We start from the raw sequence: 15,079 nt of genomic DNA, 5'->3' as shown, positions 1-15,079 counted from the left end.
GGGCATCGACTGCGGCACCAAGGGAGAACAATGGAAACCAAAGACATCGTGGATCGCTACCGGAGGGCACAGGACGCCTTCGACGCCGTGCTCGCAGCGGTTCCGTCGCAGCAGTGGAACGCGGCATCGGCGTGCGAACTGTGGACGGTGCGCGATGTGGTGGGTCACGTCATCTGGGGGCTGGAGGTCCTGCGCCACCACGCGACGGGCCAGGAGTACACGGAACGAACCGGGCCGCCTGGTTCTGAGAACCCGGGCGAGCTCGCAGGCGACGACCCGCTGGCGGGGTGGCGCACGGCCCGCGAGGCAACCGACGCCGTCCTCACCGACGAACTTCTCGACGGGCCCGCCCCGGAGCGGTTCCTGGCCAACCGCCCCGGCGCGAAGGTCACGGACGTCCTGGAACTGATGACCTTCGACACCGTGGTCCACACCTGGGACATCGGCTCCGCGCTCGGCATGGACGTGCGACTGGAGCCCGATCTCGTCGCGCGGTCGTTCTCCCTCGCCCGTTTGATCATCACACGCACGCCGACCACCTTCGGTCCCAAGGTGCCTCCGCCGCCGGGCGCCGACCCGCAGGCCCGGCTGCTGACCTTCGTCGGCCGGAAGGTCTGACGGCATCGACTCCTCGTCGTGCACGGCGGCCGGGACAATTCCTGGCAGCCGTGCACGACGGGAGATGTAGATGGGTGACCACACGCGGCGGAGCTACGACCTCGTGGCCGACCGCTACGCCACCGAACTCCGCGACGAGCTGCGGCGCAAGCCGTTGGACCGCGCGATGTTGGACGCGTTCGCCGAGATCACCACGGGCGGCACCGTCGCGGATGTGGGTTGCGGTCCCGGTCACGTCGCGGCTTATCTGGCCGACCGTGGAGTTCGCGCGGTCGGCATGGACCTCTCCCCCGCTATGTGCGCCAACGCGTCTGTGCCGACCTGTGCGGCGGACATGACGGCATTGCCCGTTCGTCCGAGCGCGCTGGCGGGCTTGGTGTGCCTCTACGCGGTCATCCACCTCGACCCAGCACAACGCGCTATGGCATATGAGGAATTCGCACGCGTGCTGCGTCCACGTGGGCATGCGTTGATCTCGTTCCACATCAGCGACGCCGATGTGCCGGTGGGCGGGACGAGGCAGCTCAGCGACTGGTGGGGCCACGACGTCGATCTGACGTTTCGGTTCCTCGATCCCGCGGAGGAGAGCCGGATGCTGTCCGCGGCCGGGCTGGAGGTCATCGCCCGCCTCGACCGCAGTCCGCACCCCGGTGTCGAACACGCCAGCCAACGCTGCACGCTGCTCGCACTACGCCCCTAGCTTCTCCAAGTCCGTCACCGCCTCATCGAGGTCCGGCAGTGCGAGCATCGCGCGCTTCGCCCGTCCCGCCCGTGCCGCGAAACTCGGCTCCGACAGCACACGCGTACGCGCCGCCCGAACCTGCTCAGCACCATCGATCCGCAGGTCGAGCCCGAGTTCCACGTCGAGGCCCGCGGTGACGACCACCGCAGAACAGTCCACATCGGACAGTTCCTCGGCCATGACGCGAAGCCGGGCGGTGGCGTCGATCGTGCGCGAGGCGCCGGGCAAGGGCATCGTCAGGGCCGTGCCCATCGACACGAGCGCCAACGGTCCCTCCGGCAAGCACCCGGGCGGTCGCTCACCGGGCCGGGCCAGCACCGGCTGACGATGGGCGCGCGCGGGCGTGACGGCGAACCGGTCACGGTGCACAGCACGCGCGGGGAAGGCGCCTGTCCAGGCTCGCGAAATCCGCGGGCCGCGAACGAGGAACCCGCACGAAGGTGCACCGTGACCCACGTCACAGCGATGACGCGATGAGTTCTCCGCGCAGCCCCGGTCTACCTGGGCGACACCACTTCGGGAGGTATGCCATGAGCAGGATCATCCATTTCGTGCACCAGTCCGCGGACGGCTTCATCCACGGACCGAACGGCGAGTTCGACTGGCCGTCGATGGGCCCCGAGCTCTCGGCGCACTCGCAGGGCCTCAGCGATTCCGCGGACGCGTTCCTCTACGGGCGCGTCGTGTGGGACCTGATGTCGAGCTACTGGCCGAAGGCGGAGGAGTACTCCACTCACGAGCACGACCTGGCATTCGCGCCGGTGTGGCGGGAAAAGCCGAAAGTCGTCGTGTCGAGAACGCTCACCGAAGCCGGCTGGAACACCCGGGTCGTCGGTGATGTCGCCGACCTCGCCGACATCGAGGGGACGCTCGTGCTGTTCGGCGGCTCCGACCTGGCCGCGAGCCTGACCGAACGGGACATGATCGACGAGTACCAGGTGTTCGTGCACCCGGTCGTGCTCGGCGGCGGCAAGCCCGCGTTCCGCGAGCCCGGCAAGCGCTTCGCCATGAAGCTCGCGGAGTCGCGCGTTCTCGACACCGAGGTGGTATTGCTGCGTTACCGGCGATAAGCGTTACACCCCTGCGTCGATCGTGACTTCCCCGGCCGGGATTTCACGCTTTCCACTTGGCATTTCCGGGAAAGCGAAACGCGCATTCGACGGGTTTCGACGTCCTCGGCGACACCACCGCGTCGAGGGAGAGAACATGTCCGTCATCCAGCTCCGGCCCACCCCCACCAGGTTCGGCGGTCTCGCCGTCGCCTCGCTCGTGCTCGGCGTCGTCGGGGTGTGCGGGTCCCCGGTGCTCCTGCTGAACAACGCGACCGCCGTCGCCGCGGCGGTGGGCCTGGTGCTCGGCGCCGTCGCGCTGTTCGGTTCGAAGAAGGTCATGGCCGGGTTCGGCGTCGGGCTGTCGGTGCTCGGGATCGCGCTCACGCTCGTCGCGCAGAACGCCGCCGCGCGCGAGCTGGAGGGGATCTTCAACGGCTCGACCGACCAGCGGGTCGAGACGGTGACCTGGGGGAAGCGGCACACCTGGCGGGACGGGCTCGCGGTGGAGGTCTCCGCGCCCACCGCGTGCAAGCCCGGCCCGTCCTCCGCTCCGGCGAGCATCGCGCGGGCGGTGAAGTTCACCGTCACGATCACCAACGGAACGGACAAGCCGTTCGAGACCGCCGTGCTGAGCGTCGGCAGCGACGCCCAGTTCAACGGCCGGAAGGCGGAGGCGGTCTTCGACCACAGCGGCGGCTGCGGCGGCAACGGCGTCTTCAGCTCGGCGACGGTGCTGCCGGGCAAGACCTACACCTACGACGTCTCCTACTCGATCGGGGCCGACCCCGGGGAGATGCAGCTGACGCTGCGCCCCTCCTTCGGCGCGGACAAGGCGGTGTTCGCCGGACGGGTGTGAGGCTCCTCCGGCCGGCACGGGCAGTCCTTCGGGCAACCGTCGGACCGCAGTTCGGCGATCAGTACGCTGGGCAACGCGACGCCGACGGCGACGGCGGTCGCCACCAGCAGGATGTCGAAGGCCATCGGGGGGCTCCCTTCGTCACCGGTGAAGGCGTGCCCCGCGACTGAACAATGTTCACCCCGACCCGGGCTCCGGCGGGCCGAGCGCGAGATCATAGAGTGGGGACCACCCCAGGAAACTTGATCAACTTCTCGCGCAACGACCCGGTGCCCACGACGTCCTCTTGGTGTGGTCCGCGAGTTTCACCAGCAAGGGGGCACGGCATGACCAGTGAGCTGACCGGGCAGGACCGGGTCGAGCTCGACCTCGGTGCCGTCGCCGGGGTCAGTGACCGGGGCCTGCGCCACCACCGCAACGAGGACGCGATGGCCGTGCGCCGCGTCACCCGGTCGGCCGAGGTGATCGCCGTCGTCTGCGACGGGGTGTCCACTTCGGACAACCCCGACGTGGCCTCGCGCACGGCCGCCACCACCGCGGCCGACGCGCTCCTGGAGGCGCGGGAGGGCGGTGCCGACCCGATCACCGCGACCCACCGCGCGATCGCAGCGGCCGCGGAGGCGGTGGCGGCGCTGGAGCGCCCCAAGGAGGAGAGCGACACCGGGCGCCCGCCCGCGTGCACCTTCGTCTCCGCCGTGGTCACCGACGAGACGATCACCGTCGGCTGGGTGGGCGACAGCCGGGCGTACTGGCTGACCGCCCCGGCGGAGAAGTCCGCGTGCATGACCCTCGACGACGCGTGGGCGGCGCAGATGGTCGCCGCGGGCCACCTCACCGAGGAGGAGGCGCACAACCACAAGATGGCGCACGTGCTGATGGCGTGGCTCGGCGCGAACGCGGGCGAGATCCGGCCGCACGTGGTCACCTTCCGCCCCGAGGGCCCCGGCGTGGTCGTGGTGTGCAGCGACGGGCTGTGGAACTACGTGCCCTCGGCGGAGGAGCTGGCCGAGATCACGCTCTCCAGCAGCCTGGAGTCCCCCATGGAGGCAGCGCGGGTGCTGACGCAGCGCGCACTGGACGACGGCGGGCGGGACAACATCACCGTCGTGATCGTCCCCTTCCCGCAGGGGCACGCGGGCCAACGCCCCTGAGCACGACGAGGCTTGACCTCAACTAATATTGAGGTTGCACCGTGGTCCCATGACGATCACGGAAGCGGTGGGCGAGCTGAGCCACCGGCGGATCAGGGCGGTGGTCTTCGGGCTGCTCGTCGGCACCTTCCTCGGCGCGCTGGACACCATGATCATGGTGACGGCGATGCGCACCATCGCCGACGAGCTGCACGGACTGACCATGCAGGCGTCGGTGACCACCGCGTACCTGATCGCGTCGATGATCGCGATGCCGCTGTACGGCAAGCTCTCCGACATCTACGGCCGGAAACGGCTCTACCTGGCCGCGATCGCGGTCTTCCTGGCCGGCTCGCTGCTCTGCGCGCTCGCCCAGAGCATGGGGCAGCTCGCGGTCTTCCGGGCCGTCCAGGGACTCGGCGGCGGCGGGCTGATGGCGCTGGCGCTGGCCGCGATCGCCGACATGGTGCCCGCCGAGCAGCGCACGCGGTGGCAGGCGCTGTTCGGCTTCTCCTTCGCGGGCGCCAGCATCAGCGGCCCCGCGCTCGGCGGCCTGCTCGCCGGGCTGGACAGCCTGCTCGGCATCGACGGGTGGCGCTGGCTGTTCCTGATCAACCTGCCGATCGGGCTGGTCACCATGGTGGTGGTCGGGCGGTTCTTCACCGTGCGGACACCGCGAACGCCACAGCCGGTGGACTTCCGGGGCGCGATCGCGCTGGCCGCGGGCCTGGTCCCGCTGCTGCTCCTGGCCGAACAGGGCCGCGAGCTGCCGGTGACGGCGGCCCTGCTGCTGGCCGCCGCCGGGGTGCTGGGACTGACGATCTTCGTCCGGGTGCAGGTGCGCAGGCAGGACTCCGCGCTGCTGCCGCCGAAGTTGTTCCGCGACAAGGCTTTCACGCTGATCAACGTCGTGAACTTCCTCGGTGGGGTCGGCGTCTTCACCGCGCTGGCGTTCGTCCCGCTCTACCTCCAGCTCGTGCAGGGGCTCGGCCCGACCGGCGCCGGCCTGCTGATGCTCCCGCAGTCGCTGGCCACGATCACCGGCTCCCGGATCGTGGGCCCGTTGCTGGCCAAGGGAATCCACTACAAGCACATCCTGGCGAGCGGGCTGGGTCTCACCGCCGTCGCCTACCTCGCGCTCGCCTTCGCCGGGCCGACGACGCCGATGGCGCTGATCACCGCGCTGGTGCTGGCCAACGGGATCGGCGGCGGCATGTTCTTCCAGGTCGTGCTGGTGGTCCTGCAGGACGCCGTCGACCCGCGGGACCTCGGCGTCGCCACCAGCCTGTCCGGTTTCTCGCGCCAGCTCGGCGGGGTCGCGGGCACCGCGGTGTTCCTGTCGCTGGTGTTCAGCCTCGCCGGTGACCGCATCGGCGGCGGCGTCGACCTCGACGACACCTCGTTCCTCGCCGACCTGGACCCGCGCGCGGCCGCCCCGATCGTCGAGGGGTTCGCGAGCGCGATGAACACCGTCTTCCTCAGCATCGGCCTCGTGGTGGTACTCGCCGCGGCGCTCGCACTGTCCATCAGACCGTCCAGAAAGGACATTCAATGAGCACGATCAAGCTGGCCGTCATCGTCGGCAGCACGCGGGAAGGCCGTCGCGCCGATGTCATCGCGAACTGGTTCCTCAAGCGGGCGAAGCAGAGCACGGACTTCGAGATCGACCTGGTCGACCTGGCGGACCCGCTGCTGGGCGAGCGCCACCCGATGAGGCCCACCCCCGAGCTGGACCGGTTCAACGAGCGCATCGCCGACGCCGACGCGTTCGTGGTGCTGACCCCGGAGTACAACCACGGCTACCCGGCCTCGCTGAAGTTCGCCATCGACTCCTGCTACCACGGCTGGCAGGCCAAGCCGGTCGGCTTCGTCTCCTACGGCGGGATCTCCGGCGGACTGCGCGCCGTCGAGCAGCTGCGCCAGGTCTTCGCGGAGCTGCACGCGGTCTCGGTGCGCGACACGGTCAGCTTCCACAACGTGTTCGGCGCCTTCGACGAGCAGGGCGAGCCGCACAGCCCCGACGAGGCCAACGCGGCGGCGAAGACGATGCTGGACCAGATCAGGTGGTGGGCCGAAACCCTGCGCGAGGGACGCGCGAAGCGGGCCTACACCACCTGATCAGCCACGATGTCACGCGGCGTTGAACTCGTCCGGGTGGGGGCCGGTCCGCTCGTTCCTGTTCAGCGTCGCGATCCGGTCCAGGTCGGCCTGGTCCAGCTCGAAGCCGAACACGTCGAGGTTCTCGGCGATGCGCTTCGGCGTCACCGACTTGGGGATCACCACGTTGCCCAGCTGGAGGTGCCAGCGCAGGACCACCTGCGCGGCCGACCGGCCGTGCTTGGCGGCGATCTCGGTCAGCACCGGGTCCTTCAGCAGTTCGCCGCCCTTGGCGAGCGGGCTCCACGCCTCGGTGTGAATGCCCAGCTCCGCGTGCACCGCGCGCAGCTCCTCCTGCTGCAGCAACGGGTGCAGCTCGATCTGGTTGACCGAGGGCACGACTCCGACCTCGTCGATCACCCGGCGCAGGTGCGACTCCTGGAAGTTCGACACGCCGATCGCGCGCACCCGGCCGTCACCGAGCAGCTTGTTGAGCGCCTTCCACGTGTCCACGTACAGGTCGCGAGCCGGGGTCGGCCAGTGGATGAGGTATAGGTCGAGGTGGTCCAGCCCCAGCTTCTCCAGGCTGGCGTCGAAGGCCGCGAGGGTCTTGTCGTAGCCCTGGTCGGCGTTCCACACCTTGGTGGTGATGAACAGCTCGTCCCTGGGGATGCCGGACTTCTCCAACGCGGTGCCGACGCCCGCCTCGTTGCCGTAGATGGCCGCGGTGTCGATGCTGCGGTAGCCGGCCTCCAGCGCCGAGGTGACCGCCGCGGCGGTCTCGTCGTCGGGCACCTGGAAGACGCCGAAACCCAGCTGCGGCATGGCCACTCCGTTGTTCAGGGTGACCGTGGGAACGCCGCTCATGATGTGTCCTTTCCTTGGTGCGTAAGGGGGTCAGGGGATGATGGCGGTGGCGACGCCGCCGTCGACGCGCAGCGCGCCGCCGGTGGTGGCCGATGCCAGGTCCGAGGCGACGTAGGTGATCATGTTCGCCACCTCCCTCGGACGGATCAGCCTGCGCAGCAACGAGGTCGGGCGGTCTTTCGCCATGAACTGGCGCTCCGCCTCCTCGAACGGCACGTCCGCGCCGTTGAGGCTGCGGATGAACTCCTCGACGCCCGGGGTGAGCGTCGGTCCGGGCAGCACGCTGTTCACGGTGACCCCGGTACCCGCGACGGACTGCGCCATGCCGCGGGAGACCGCGAGCTGCGCGGTCTTGGTCATGCCGTAGTGCACCATCTCGGTCGGGGTCTGCACGGCGGACTCGCTGCTGACGAAGATCACCCGGCCCCAGCCGCGCTCGACCATCCTCGGGGTGTGGTGCCGCGCGAGGCGGATCCCGGAGAGCACGTTGACCTCGAAGAAGCGCAGCCACTCCGCGTCGGGGATCTCGAAGACGTCCTGCGGGGCGAAGATCCCGGCGTTGTTCACCAGGATGTCCACGTCCGGCTCGGCGACCAGCAGGGCGTCAGCGCCCTCCTCGGTGCCGACGTCGGCGGCGACGCCCCGCACGGTGGCACCGGATTCGGCGAGCTTGTCCACAGTGGACTTCACGCGTCCTTCGTCGCGGCCGTTGACGACGACCGTCGCGCCTGCCTCCGCCAAGGCCTGCGCCGTGGCGAGGCCGATCCCCGCGGTGGACCCGGTGACGAGCGCGGTGCGGCCGGTGAGGTCGATGTTCATCGGGCGAGGACTCCTTGCTTGATCTCTGGCGTTGCCGGGCGCCGGTCCAGCGCTCCGGAGTACAGGGCGACGGCCAGCCCGGCCACCGCGAGCACCGCTCCGATCCAGTTCGGCGCGGTGAGGCCGAGTCCGCCCTCGATCGCGGCACCGCCCAGCCACGCCCCGAGGGCGTTGCCCAGGTTGAAGGCGGCGATGTTGGCGGCCGAGGCGAGCGCGGGCGCGCCCTCGGCCTTGCGCATCACCCTCATCTGCAGCGGCGGCACCGTGGCGAAGCCGACCGCGCCGAACACGGCGATGGTGATCGCGGCGAGCACCTGCGAGTGCGCGGTGAACACGAAGACCACCAGCACCGCGGCGAGCGCGGCGAGGAACGCGTACAGGCTGGGCATCAAGGAGCGGTCGGCGGCGCGGCCTCCGAGGAGGTTGCCCGCGAACAACCCGGCGCCAAACAACACCAGCAGCCAGGTCACCGCTCCGGGCGAGAACCCGGCGACCTCGGTCATCATCGGCGCGATGTAGGTGAAGGAGGCGAACACCCCCGCGAACCCGAGCGCCGTCGTGGCCAGTGCGAGCCACACCTGGCGGTCGCGGAAGACGGCCAGTTCGCCGCGCAGCCCGCCGTTGTCCTCGACCGGCAGGCGCGGCACCAGGGCGAGGATGCCGATGAAGCCGATCACGCCGAGCGCCGTGACCGCCCAGAACGTGGAGCGCCAGCCGAGCTGCTGGCCGAGCGCGGTGCCCATCGGCACCCCGAGCACGTTGGCCACGGTGAGCCCGGTGAACATCATCGCGATGGCGCTGGCCTTGCGCTCCGGGGCGACGAGCCCGGCCGCGACGACCGAGCCGACGCCGAAGAACGCGCCGTGCGAGAGGGCGGCGACGATCCGGCCCGCCATCAGCAGCCCGTAGCTGCCCGCGACCGCGGAGACCAGGTTGCCGACGATGAACAGGCCCATCAGCGCGACCAGGACGGTCTTGCGGGGCAGCCGCGAGCCGAGGGCAGCAGGCCCATGATGACGAACTCGGTCGTGCCGATGCCGAAGGCGCTGATCGCCAGTGCGAGCAGGGCAGCGGGCATGTCAGGTCTTCTTTCCCACGTGGTCTGTTACCTAGCGCACTCAACAACCCGCGTCCGAGATAGTTGCACGCGCTTTCTATTGACGACGCCCGATAGTGCCGTATGCAATGAGGTCGCGCAAGTCGTACGCTCGACGTACACACCAGGGACCGGAGAGGTGAACCGTGGGACTGTCCGACGACGCGGTCGAGGCGCGCGCCCAGGGCTGGCGCGCGCTGGCGGCGCTGCACGCGCGCATCGAGGACGGCCTGGAGCGCGCCCTCCAGCAGGAGCACCAGCTCTCCGTCAGCGAGTACAGCGTGCTCGACGTGCTGGCCCGGCAGGACGGCTGGCACATGCGGATGAACCAGCTCTCCCGCGCGGTCGTGCTCAGCCAGTCGGCGACGACCCGCCTGGTCACCCGCCTCGAGGACCGCGGGCTGCTGCAGCGGTACCTGTGCGCCGACGACCGGCGCGGCATCTACACCGAGGTGACCGCCGAGGGCCACAAGCTGCTGGACGCGGCCCGGCCCACCCACGACCGCGTGCTGGACGAGGCGCTCACCGAGGCGGCGAAGCTGCCCGAGCAGGCCCCGCTGGTGCGGGCCCTGGAGTCGCTGACCACTCCGGCGAGCTAGCTCCGGATCGCAGCGGCGCCCCGGCGTCGTCGCCCTTCGACACCTCCGGCAGCCCGCACCTCAGACCGGTTGCGTCGCAGCAAGAGATTTCCGAGGAAGGGGATGCGACCGCGCATTCGGCACGCATGGCCGAGCGGAAGGTTGCTTCGCGATGGGAAATTTTCGCCACTTATGCGCATCCGCTCGGTAAATGGTTCCCGGAACGGCGTGATGCACCGACCGGAATCGGTTTGTGGACCGTAACGCCGACGAGGGTGGTAGCGATAGTGCCACCCCTCTCCGGTGGCCACCCGTAAAGGTCAGATGAGGCGAAGGTGATCTTCACATCAGCACCGCCCGTTACAGCCTGATCGAACATCACACGTTCAGGTGATACCCCTAGGGGTCGGGTTACCTGGGGAAATGGCCCAATGTCGCTGGTGACGTCTCTCGGCCGTGATGTTGCCCGGCATTGACCGCACCTTTTCGCTGAAGTAGGAAGTTGCCGCACAGTCTTGCTTTTCCGACTAGCGGTTGTCGTCCCCCGGACAACGCACGGTCACGCTTTCCGGCTCGCCCGACTCCTGGCTCCGCCACCGACCGGCCCACCCGGCCCCCGTGTTCGGTTCCCGCGTGGACGCCTTCGGGCAGAGCCGAAACGTCGTCGCATTCGCGGCCCGGCAGAACGGGCGGCGAATGCCGGCTCGTGCGGCACAACCGCCTCCCCCGCCCAACACCAGAATTTCCGGAGTCAAGGTTTTCCGATGGCTACAACCGCGTCCGTCCCCCGCACGGTGCTGACCGCCCTGATCGGCCTCGTGAGCGTCGCGCTGCTCAGCTCGGGCTGCTCCGCCGAGGCCCCGGCCCAGGCCGGCCCGGCCGAGCTGGGCACGGCCGACCTGGCCGTGCTGCCCGATCTGAACACCTTCGGCAAGATCGAGAACGCCCCGCTCGACCCGGCTCCGACCGCGAAGGCGACCGACAAGGTCTTCAAGGTCGTCAAGGACCTGCCCGTCTACGACAAGCCCGGCGGCAAGCCGTTCGGCAAGCTGCCGACGGTCCAGGTCGGATCCCCCACCTGGGTCCCGGCCATCGCCGAGCAGGGTGACTGGGCCCAGGTGCTGCTGCCCTCGCGCCCGAACGGCCTGACCGGCTGGATCCACACGCCCGGCAACACCGAGTCCGCGCGCAACCCCTACACCGTGACGGTCAACCTGGCGAGCTACACGCTGGAGATCTTCAAGGACGGCGCGTCGCAGGGCACGCACAAGGTGGGCATCGGCAAGGCGGAGTTCCCCACGCCGAAGGGCAGGCACTACCTGATGGCCTCCATCGAGGAGACCAAGAACACCTACAGCAAGTACGTGCTGCCGCTGTCCGCGCACTCCGACTCGCACGAGACCTTCGGCGGCGGGCCCGGCACGGTCGCGCTGCACACCTGGCCGACCAACGAGCACATCGGCAAGAGCACCAGCGACGGTTGCATCCGGGTCACCCCGGAGACGCTGACCAAGCTGATGGACCTGCCCCTGGGCACGGTCATCTCCATCACCTGATCTTTCCTCCCCCCGGTCAGCGGCCGGGTCGCGTCGGGGACGCACCGCCAGCACCCGGCCCTGGCCAAACCGCCCCATTCACCCTGAAAGGTCCTTTCCTTGTCCAGCAAGAAGATCCTGGGCGCGCTCGCCGCGCTCGCCGCAGCAGGACTCGTCGCGGCGCCCGCCGCGTCCGCGACGCCGTCGGCCGCCAGCGAGGCTTTCGCTCTGTCGGCCAAGGGCCTGCTCAACATCGACCCGCTGCCGTACGTGACCGGCGCGAACGGCTACGACCACAAGAAGGTCGCCGAGGTCCCGGCGAAGTCCGTCCAGGTCCGCGCCCTCGAGGCCCAGGCGGGTAAGAACAACGCCAAGGCCACCGTGGTCAACCTGTCCGTCGACCTGGGCCCCGACCTGCTCAAGGAGCTCAAGCTCGGCGGCGGCCAGCTGCTGAACGCGCAGGTCATCACCGCCAAGTGCGAGAAGGGCAACGTCACGTCCTCGCTGGTCGGGGCCAAGCTGCTCGGCAAGCCGCTCGACGTGGCGGTTCCGCCGAACACCGGCATCGAGGTGCCCGGCCTGGCCAAGGTCATGCTCAACGAGCAGGTCAAGAACAAGAACGGGACCACCACGGTCAACGCGATCTCGATCAAGGTCTCGGAGCTGCAGAAGATCACCGTGGCCTCGGCGACCTGCGCCACCGGCAAGGACGGCAACACCGGCGGCGACGGTGGCACCAGCACCACCAAGCCCACCTCGTCCACCAAGCCCACCTCCGCCACCAGCAAGCCGACCACCTCGTCCGCGGCCTCCGGCGGCGACAACGGGGGCAACGGCAACGGGGGCAACGGCGGCATCGCGCCGAAGCCGGTTCCGGCCCCGGCCCAGCTCGACGTGACGGGCTGACCAGCAGCACGGACGTGACAGTGCCCCGGCCGGGATTCCCGGCCGGGGCACTGCCGTGCCAGGGGCCGGGCGGGGACCGACTGGAACGGTCCCCGCCCGGCTGTTAAGGGGTCCGGCGACGCAGGGCGTCGTCGCCGGACCGGTGCCGGTCCGCCCGCGCTGGGGGTTCGGGGCGCACCGGCGTGCCGAGGTCGATCAGCTCCTGCTGTTGACCATCGGCAGGCTCACCGCGATGCCGATCACGACACCGATCGGGATGAGGATGCCCGGGTTGAGCACGAACAGACCGCAGAGGCCCCCGATCACGCCACCGATGATCGCGGCGACGGACATGACCAGAATCTGCTTGTTCTTGTCCGGCTTCGTCATTGTTCCTCCTCGGTGCTGGCGCTCGAATATCCGTGAACGGACGAGTCGAGTTTTTTACCCATTGACCGGGGTGGCCTTCGGGCAATTCGGACGGTGGCCGTTCCCGCCGGGGGCGGGAGCTGCCGTGGTCATGGCACCAGACTGCCCCTGAGCCCGGCTGATCGCCTAGGCCTCCTGTCACGAGCTGCCCGTGACAACTGTCAGGAGCGCGCGGTGCGGCATCCGGGCCGTGTCCGGACAAAAGAAGTGGGTATGCACTCACGGTCACGGTCGGTCCCGCCCCGTGTTTAGGGGTTGCGGTGCATTCCTCGAATAGTAACTTCGGGGTGCCGAGCGCAGTCGGCTTCTCCTCCCGCTAGAAGGGTCGCCCGCCACAATGGCTCACATCGCCTTCTTCCCGCCGTCCGCCGCGGGGCACATCAACCCCACCCTGGGCATGGTCGCCGAGCTGACGGCCCGGGGACATCGGGTCACCTATGCCACCACTGCGACCTACGCGGACCGGGTGGCCGAGGCGGGCGCCGAGGTCGTGCTGTTCGAGACCACGGTGGCCCCGCCGCCGGACAAGCCGTTCAAGCTGACCGGGGTGGACCTCTCCCGCGGCCTGATGGCGAACCTGGTCGAGACCAGGACCCAGGTCCCGAAGCTGCTGCCGTTCTACCGGGAGAACCGGCCGGACCTGGTGATCTTCGACGGGATCGCGGGCTGGTGGGGCCGGTTGATCGCGCGGGAGCTGGACGTGCCGTGCATGCCGGACTGGACCACCTTCGTCTCCAACGACACCTGGTCGCTCACCGACAACTACATCAAGCCGAACCCGCTGGACCTGCGGTTGTGGCGGTTCGCGCTGGGCATGCAGCGGATGGCGAAGAAGGCCGGGCTGACCATGGCCGAGCTGGCCGACGGCACGGGCACGGGGGTGGCCGGGCACCTGGTGTTCATGCCGCGCTCGTTCCAGTTCGCCCAGGAGAGCTTCGGCGAGGAGTTCCACTTCATCGGGCCGTGCCTGGCGGAGCGCTCCAGCCAGGGCGAGTGGCAGCCGCCCGCCTCCGGCAAGCCCGTGTGCCTGGTCTCGCTCGGCACCATCTACACCGCGCGGCCGGAGTTCTTCGTCGACGTGATCAAGGCGTTCACCGGCACGGACTGGCACGTGGTGCTGGTGGTCAGCGAGCGGGTGGACCGGTCGCTGCTGGGGGAGATCCCGGAGAACTTCGAGGTGCACAACGCGGTGCCGCAGATGGCGATCCTGCCGCACACCGACCTGTTCATCAATCACGCGGGCATCACCAGCGTCATGGAGGCGGTGCACTTCGGCGTCCCGATGATCGCGGTCCCGCAGATGGTGGAGCAGAGCGCGACCGCGGACCGGATGGAGGCGGTGAACATCGGCCGCCACCTGCCCTCGGCCAAGGTCACCGTGGAGGCGTTGAAGAAGCTCATCGACGAGGTGCCCAGGGACCAGGGGATGAAGGACAGCCTGGTCAGCTTCAAGCGGGAGCTGGAGGAGGCCGGGGGCACCACCGCCGCCGTCAAGATCATCGAAGAACTCGTCGGCACCCCCTAGACCGCCCCCTTACCCCCTGAATGAGTCATTCGGTGCGTTGAGTGCACTGAATGACTCATTCGGTGCGTAAGCGACGCGAGGGGCGGCTAGACCGGGGTGAGGAGCTGGGTGCGGATCTCGGCGGCCAGGGGGGCGGGGGTCTCGCCGAAGTAGAAGTGGCCGCCGGAGAAGGTCTTCGAGGTGTAGGGGGCGGTGGTGTGCGCGGCCCAGCCGTCGAGGTCGGCGGGGGCCACGCGCGGGTCGGAGTCACCGCAGAGGCCGACGACCGGACAGCTGAGCGGTTCGCCAGGGCGGTAGGCGTAGGTCTCGGCCGCCTTGTAGTCGTTGCGGATCGACGGGAGCACCATCCTGATCAGCTCCTCGTCGCCGAGCAGGGCCGACTCGGTGCCGCTGAGCCGGGCGATCTCGGCGATGATGCCGTCGTCGTCGCGCTTGTGGATGTCGGCGCTGCGGTGCAGCGAGGGCGCGCAGCGCGCGGAGACGAGGAACCGCTCGATCGGCCTGCCGTGCGAGTGCTCCAGCCGACGCGCCACCTCGAAGCCGACGGTGGCGCCCATGCTGTGGCCGAAGAAGGTCAACGGCCGCTGTTCGCGCAGCGGCAGGATCGCTTCGAGCACCTGCTCGGCGAGCGTCACCACGTTGTCCACGCAGCGTTCCGCGCGGCGGTCCTGGCGGCCGGGGTACTGCACCGCCAGCACGTCGACGTCCGGCGAGAGCGCCTCGGAGAGCTTGAAGAAGTAGCTCGCCGATCCGCCCGCGTGCGGGAAGCACACCAGCACCGGCGCGTCCGGAGCCGGCTGGTGGAACCTGCGCAACCACAGGGACAACTCCGGGGAGAGCTCCAGCATCT

The 15,079-nt window shown here is 69.4% G+C and carries 16 protein-coding genes and 1 pseudogene; 11 read left to right on the top strand and 6 right to left on the bottom strand.

All coding sequences use genetic code 11. The annotated features are described in order from the left end of the window. Positions 1-30: 30 nt before the first annotated feature. Entirely contained in the window at positions 31-618 is a 588-nt protein-coding gene (locus BLT28_RS34125; RefSeq protein ID WP_030426534.1) for a TIGR03086 family metal-binding protein, read from the top strand. 70 nt (positions 619-688) lie between these two features. Continuing rightward, positions 689-1,318, top strand: a complete 630-nt coding sequence (locus BLT28_RS34120) for a class I SAM-dependent methyltransferase (protein ID WP_030426535.1) — start codon at positions 689-691, stop codon at positions 1,316-1,318. On the opposite strand, the gene BLT28_RS34115 is transcribed toward BLT28_RS34120, so the two are convergent. Then, complete coding sequence (locus BLT28_RS34115) at positions 1,307-1,627, bottom strand: hypothetical protein (protein WP_030426536.1); 321 nt, start codon at positions 1,625-1,627, stop codon at positions 1,307-1,309. The genes BLT28_RS34120 and BLT28_RS34115 overlap by 12 nt on opposite strands. Positions 1,628-1,890: 263 nt before the next feature. Here BLT28_RS34115 and BLT28_RS34110 point away from each other — a divergent pair, with 263 nt between their 5' ends. The 5 genes from BLT28_RS34110 (at position 1,891) to BLT28_RS34090 (ending at position 6,516) form a co-directional block, all read left to right on the top strand. Further along, positions 1,891-2,430 carry a dihydrofolate reductase family protein gene (locus BLT28_RS34110; protein WP_030426537.1) on the top strand — a complete coding sequence of 180 codons (540 nt, stop codon included), beginning with the start codon at positions 1,891-1,893 and terminating at the stop codon, positions 2,428-2,430. Between the two features lie 136 nt (positions 2,431-2,566). Then, a complete protein-coding gene (locus BLT28_RS34105; RefSeq protein ID WP_030426538.1) occupies positions 2,567-3,268 on the top strand; it encodes a hypothetical protein in 702 nt (233 codons plus the stop codon). 326 nt (positions 3,269-3,594) lie between these two features. Beyond that, positions 3,595-4,419 carry a PP2C family protein-serine/threonine phosphatase gene (locus BLT28_RS34100; RefSeq protein WP_052406708.1) on the top strand — a complete coding sequence of 275 codons (825 nt, stop codon included), beginning with the start codon at positions 3,595-3,597 and terminating at the stop codon, positions 4,417-4,419. A gap of 49 nt (positions 4,420-4,468) precedes the next feature. Beyond that, on the top strand, positions 4,469-5,953 hold the full coding sequence (locus tag BLT28_RS34095; RefSeq protein WP_052406709.1) for an MFS transporter: 1,485 nt from the start codon (positions 4,469-4,471) through the stop codon (positions 5,951-5,953). Continuing rightward, positions 5,950-6,516: an NADPH-dependent FMN reductase gene (locus BLT28_RS34090; protein WP_030426541.1), complete on the top strand. Its 567-nt coding sequence runs from the start codon at positions 5,950-5,952 to the stop codon at positions 6,514-6,516. Before BLT28_RS34095 ends, BLT28_RS34090 begins: the two co-directional genes overlap by 4 nt. Positions 6,517-6,528: 12 nt before the next feature. On the opposite strand, the gene BLT28_RS34085 is transcribed toward BLT28_RS34090, so the two are convergent. From BLT28_RS34085 to BLT28_RS34075, 3 genes and pseudogenes are all read right to left on the bottom strand, one after another. Continuing rightward, a complete protein-coding gene (locus BLT28_RS34085) occupies positions 6,529-7,362 on the bottom strand; it encodes an aldo/keto reductase (RefSeq protein ID WP_030426542.1) in 834 nt (277 codons plus the stop codon). Positions 7,363-7,392: 30 nt separating this feature from the next. Then, positions 7,393-8,181: an SDR family NAD(P)-dependent oxidoreductase gene (locus BLT28_RS34080; RefSeq protein WP_030426543.1), complete on the bottom strand. Its 789-nt coding sequence runs from the start codon at positions 8,179-8,181 to the stop codon at positions 7,393-7,395. Continuing rightward, positions 8,178-9,259: pseudogene (locus tag BLT28_RS34075) on the bottom strand (MFS transporter). Before BLT28_RS34075 ends, BLT28_RS34080 begins: the two are co-directional and overlap by 4 nt. 164 nt (positions 9,260-9,423) lie before the next feature. Between BLT28_RS34075 and BLT28_RS34070 the strand changes: the two are divergent. The 3 genes from BLT28_RS34070 (at position 9,424) to BLT28_RS34060 (ending at position 12,296) form a co-directional block, all read left to right on the top strand. Next, positions 9,424-9,876, top strand: a complete 453-nt coding sequence (locus BLT28_RS34070; RefSeq protein ID WP_030426544.1) for a MarR family winged helix-turn-helix transcriptional regulator — start codon at positions 9,424-9,426, stop codon at positions 9,874-9,876. Positions 9,877-10,619: 743 nt separating this feature from the next. Then, complete coding sequence (locus tag BLT28_RS34065; RefSeq protein ID WP_052406710.1) at positions 10,620-11,411, top strand: L,D-transpeptidase family protein; 792 nt, start codon at positions 10,620-10,622, stop codon at positions 11,409-11,411. 99 nt (positions 11,412-11,510) lie between these two features. Next, positions 11,511-12,296: a choice-of-anchor P family protein gene (locus tag BLT28_RS34060; RefSeq protein WP_030426546.1), complete on the top strand. Its 786-nt coding sequence runs from the start codon at positions 11,511-11,513 to the stop codon at positions 12,294-12,296. A gap of 195 nt (positions 12,297-12,491) precedes the next feature. On the opposite strand, the gene BLT28_RS40610 is transcribed toward BLT28_RS34060, so the two are convergent. Beyond that, entirely contained in the window at positions 12,492-12,665 is a 174-nt protein-coding gene (locus tag BLT28_RS40610) for a hypothetical protein (RefSeq protein WP_156050379.1), read from the bottom strand. Positions 12,666-13,041: 376 nt separating this feature from the next. Between BLT28_RS40610 and BLT28_RS34055 the strand changes: the two genes are divergently transcribed. Then, on the top strand, positions 13,042-14,229 hold the full coding sequence (locus tag BLT28_RS34055; protein WP_030426547.1) for a macrolide family glycosyltransferase: 1,188 nt from the start codon (positions 13,042-13,044) through the stop codon (positions 14,227-14,229). An 86-nt stretch (positions 14,230-14,315) separates the two neighbouring features. Here BLT28_RS34055 and BLT28_RS34050 read toward each other — a convergent pair whose 3' ends face one another. Continuing rightward, on the bottom strand, positions 14,316-15,077 hold the full coding sequence (locus BLT28_RS34050; RefSeq protein ID WP_030426548.1) for a thioesterase II family protein: 762 nt from the start codon (positions 15,075-15,077) through the stop codon (positions 14,316-14,318). Between the last annotated feature and the right edge of the window lie 2 nt (positions 15,078-15,079).

The organism is Allokutzneria albata (assembly GCF_900103775.1).
In the GTDB taxonomy this organism is placed as follows: Bacteria; Actinomycetota; Actinomycetes; order Mycobacteriales; family Pseudonocardiaceae; genus Allokutzneria; species Allokutzneria albata.
The sequence above is the reverse complement of the archived record's forward strand: the minus strand, read 5'-3'. Positions and strand labels throughout refer to the sequence as shown.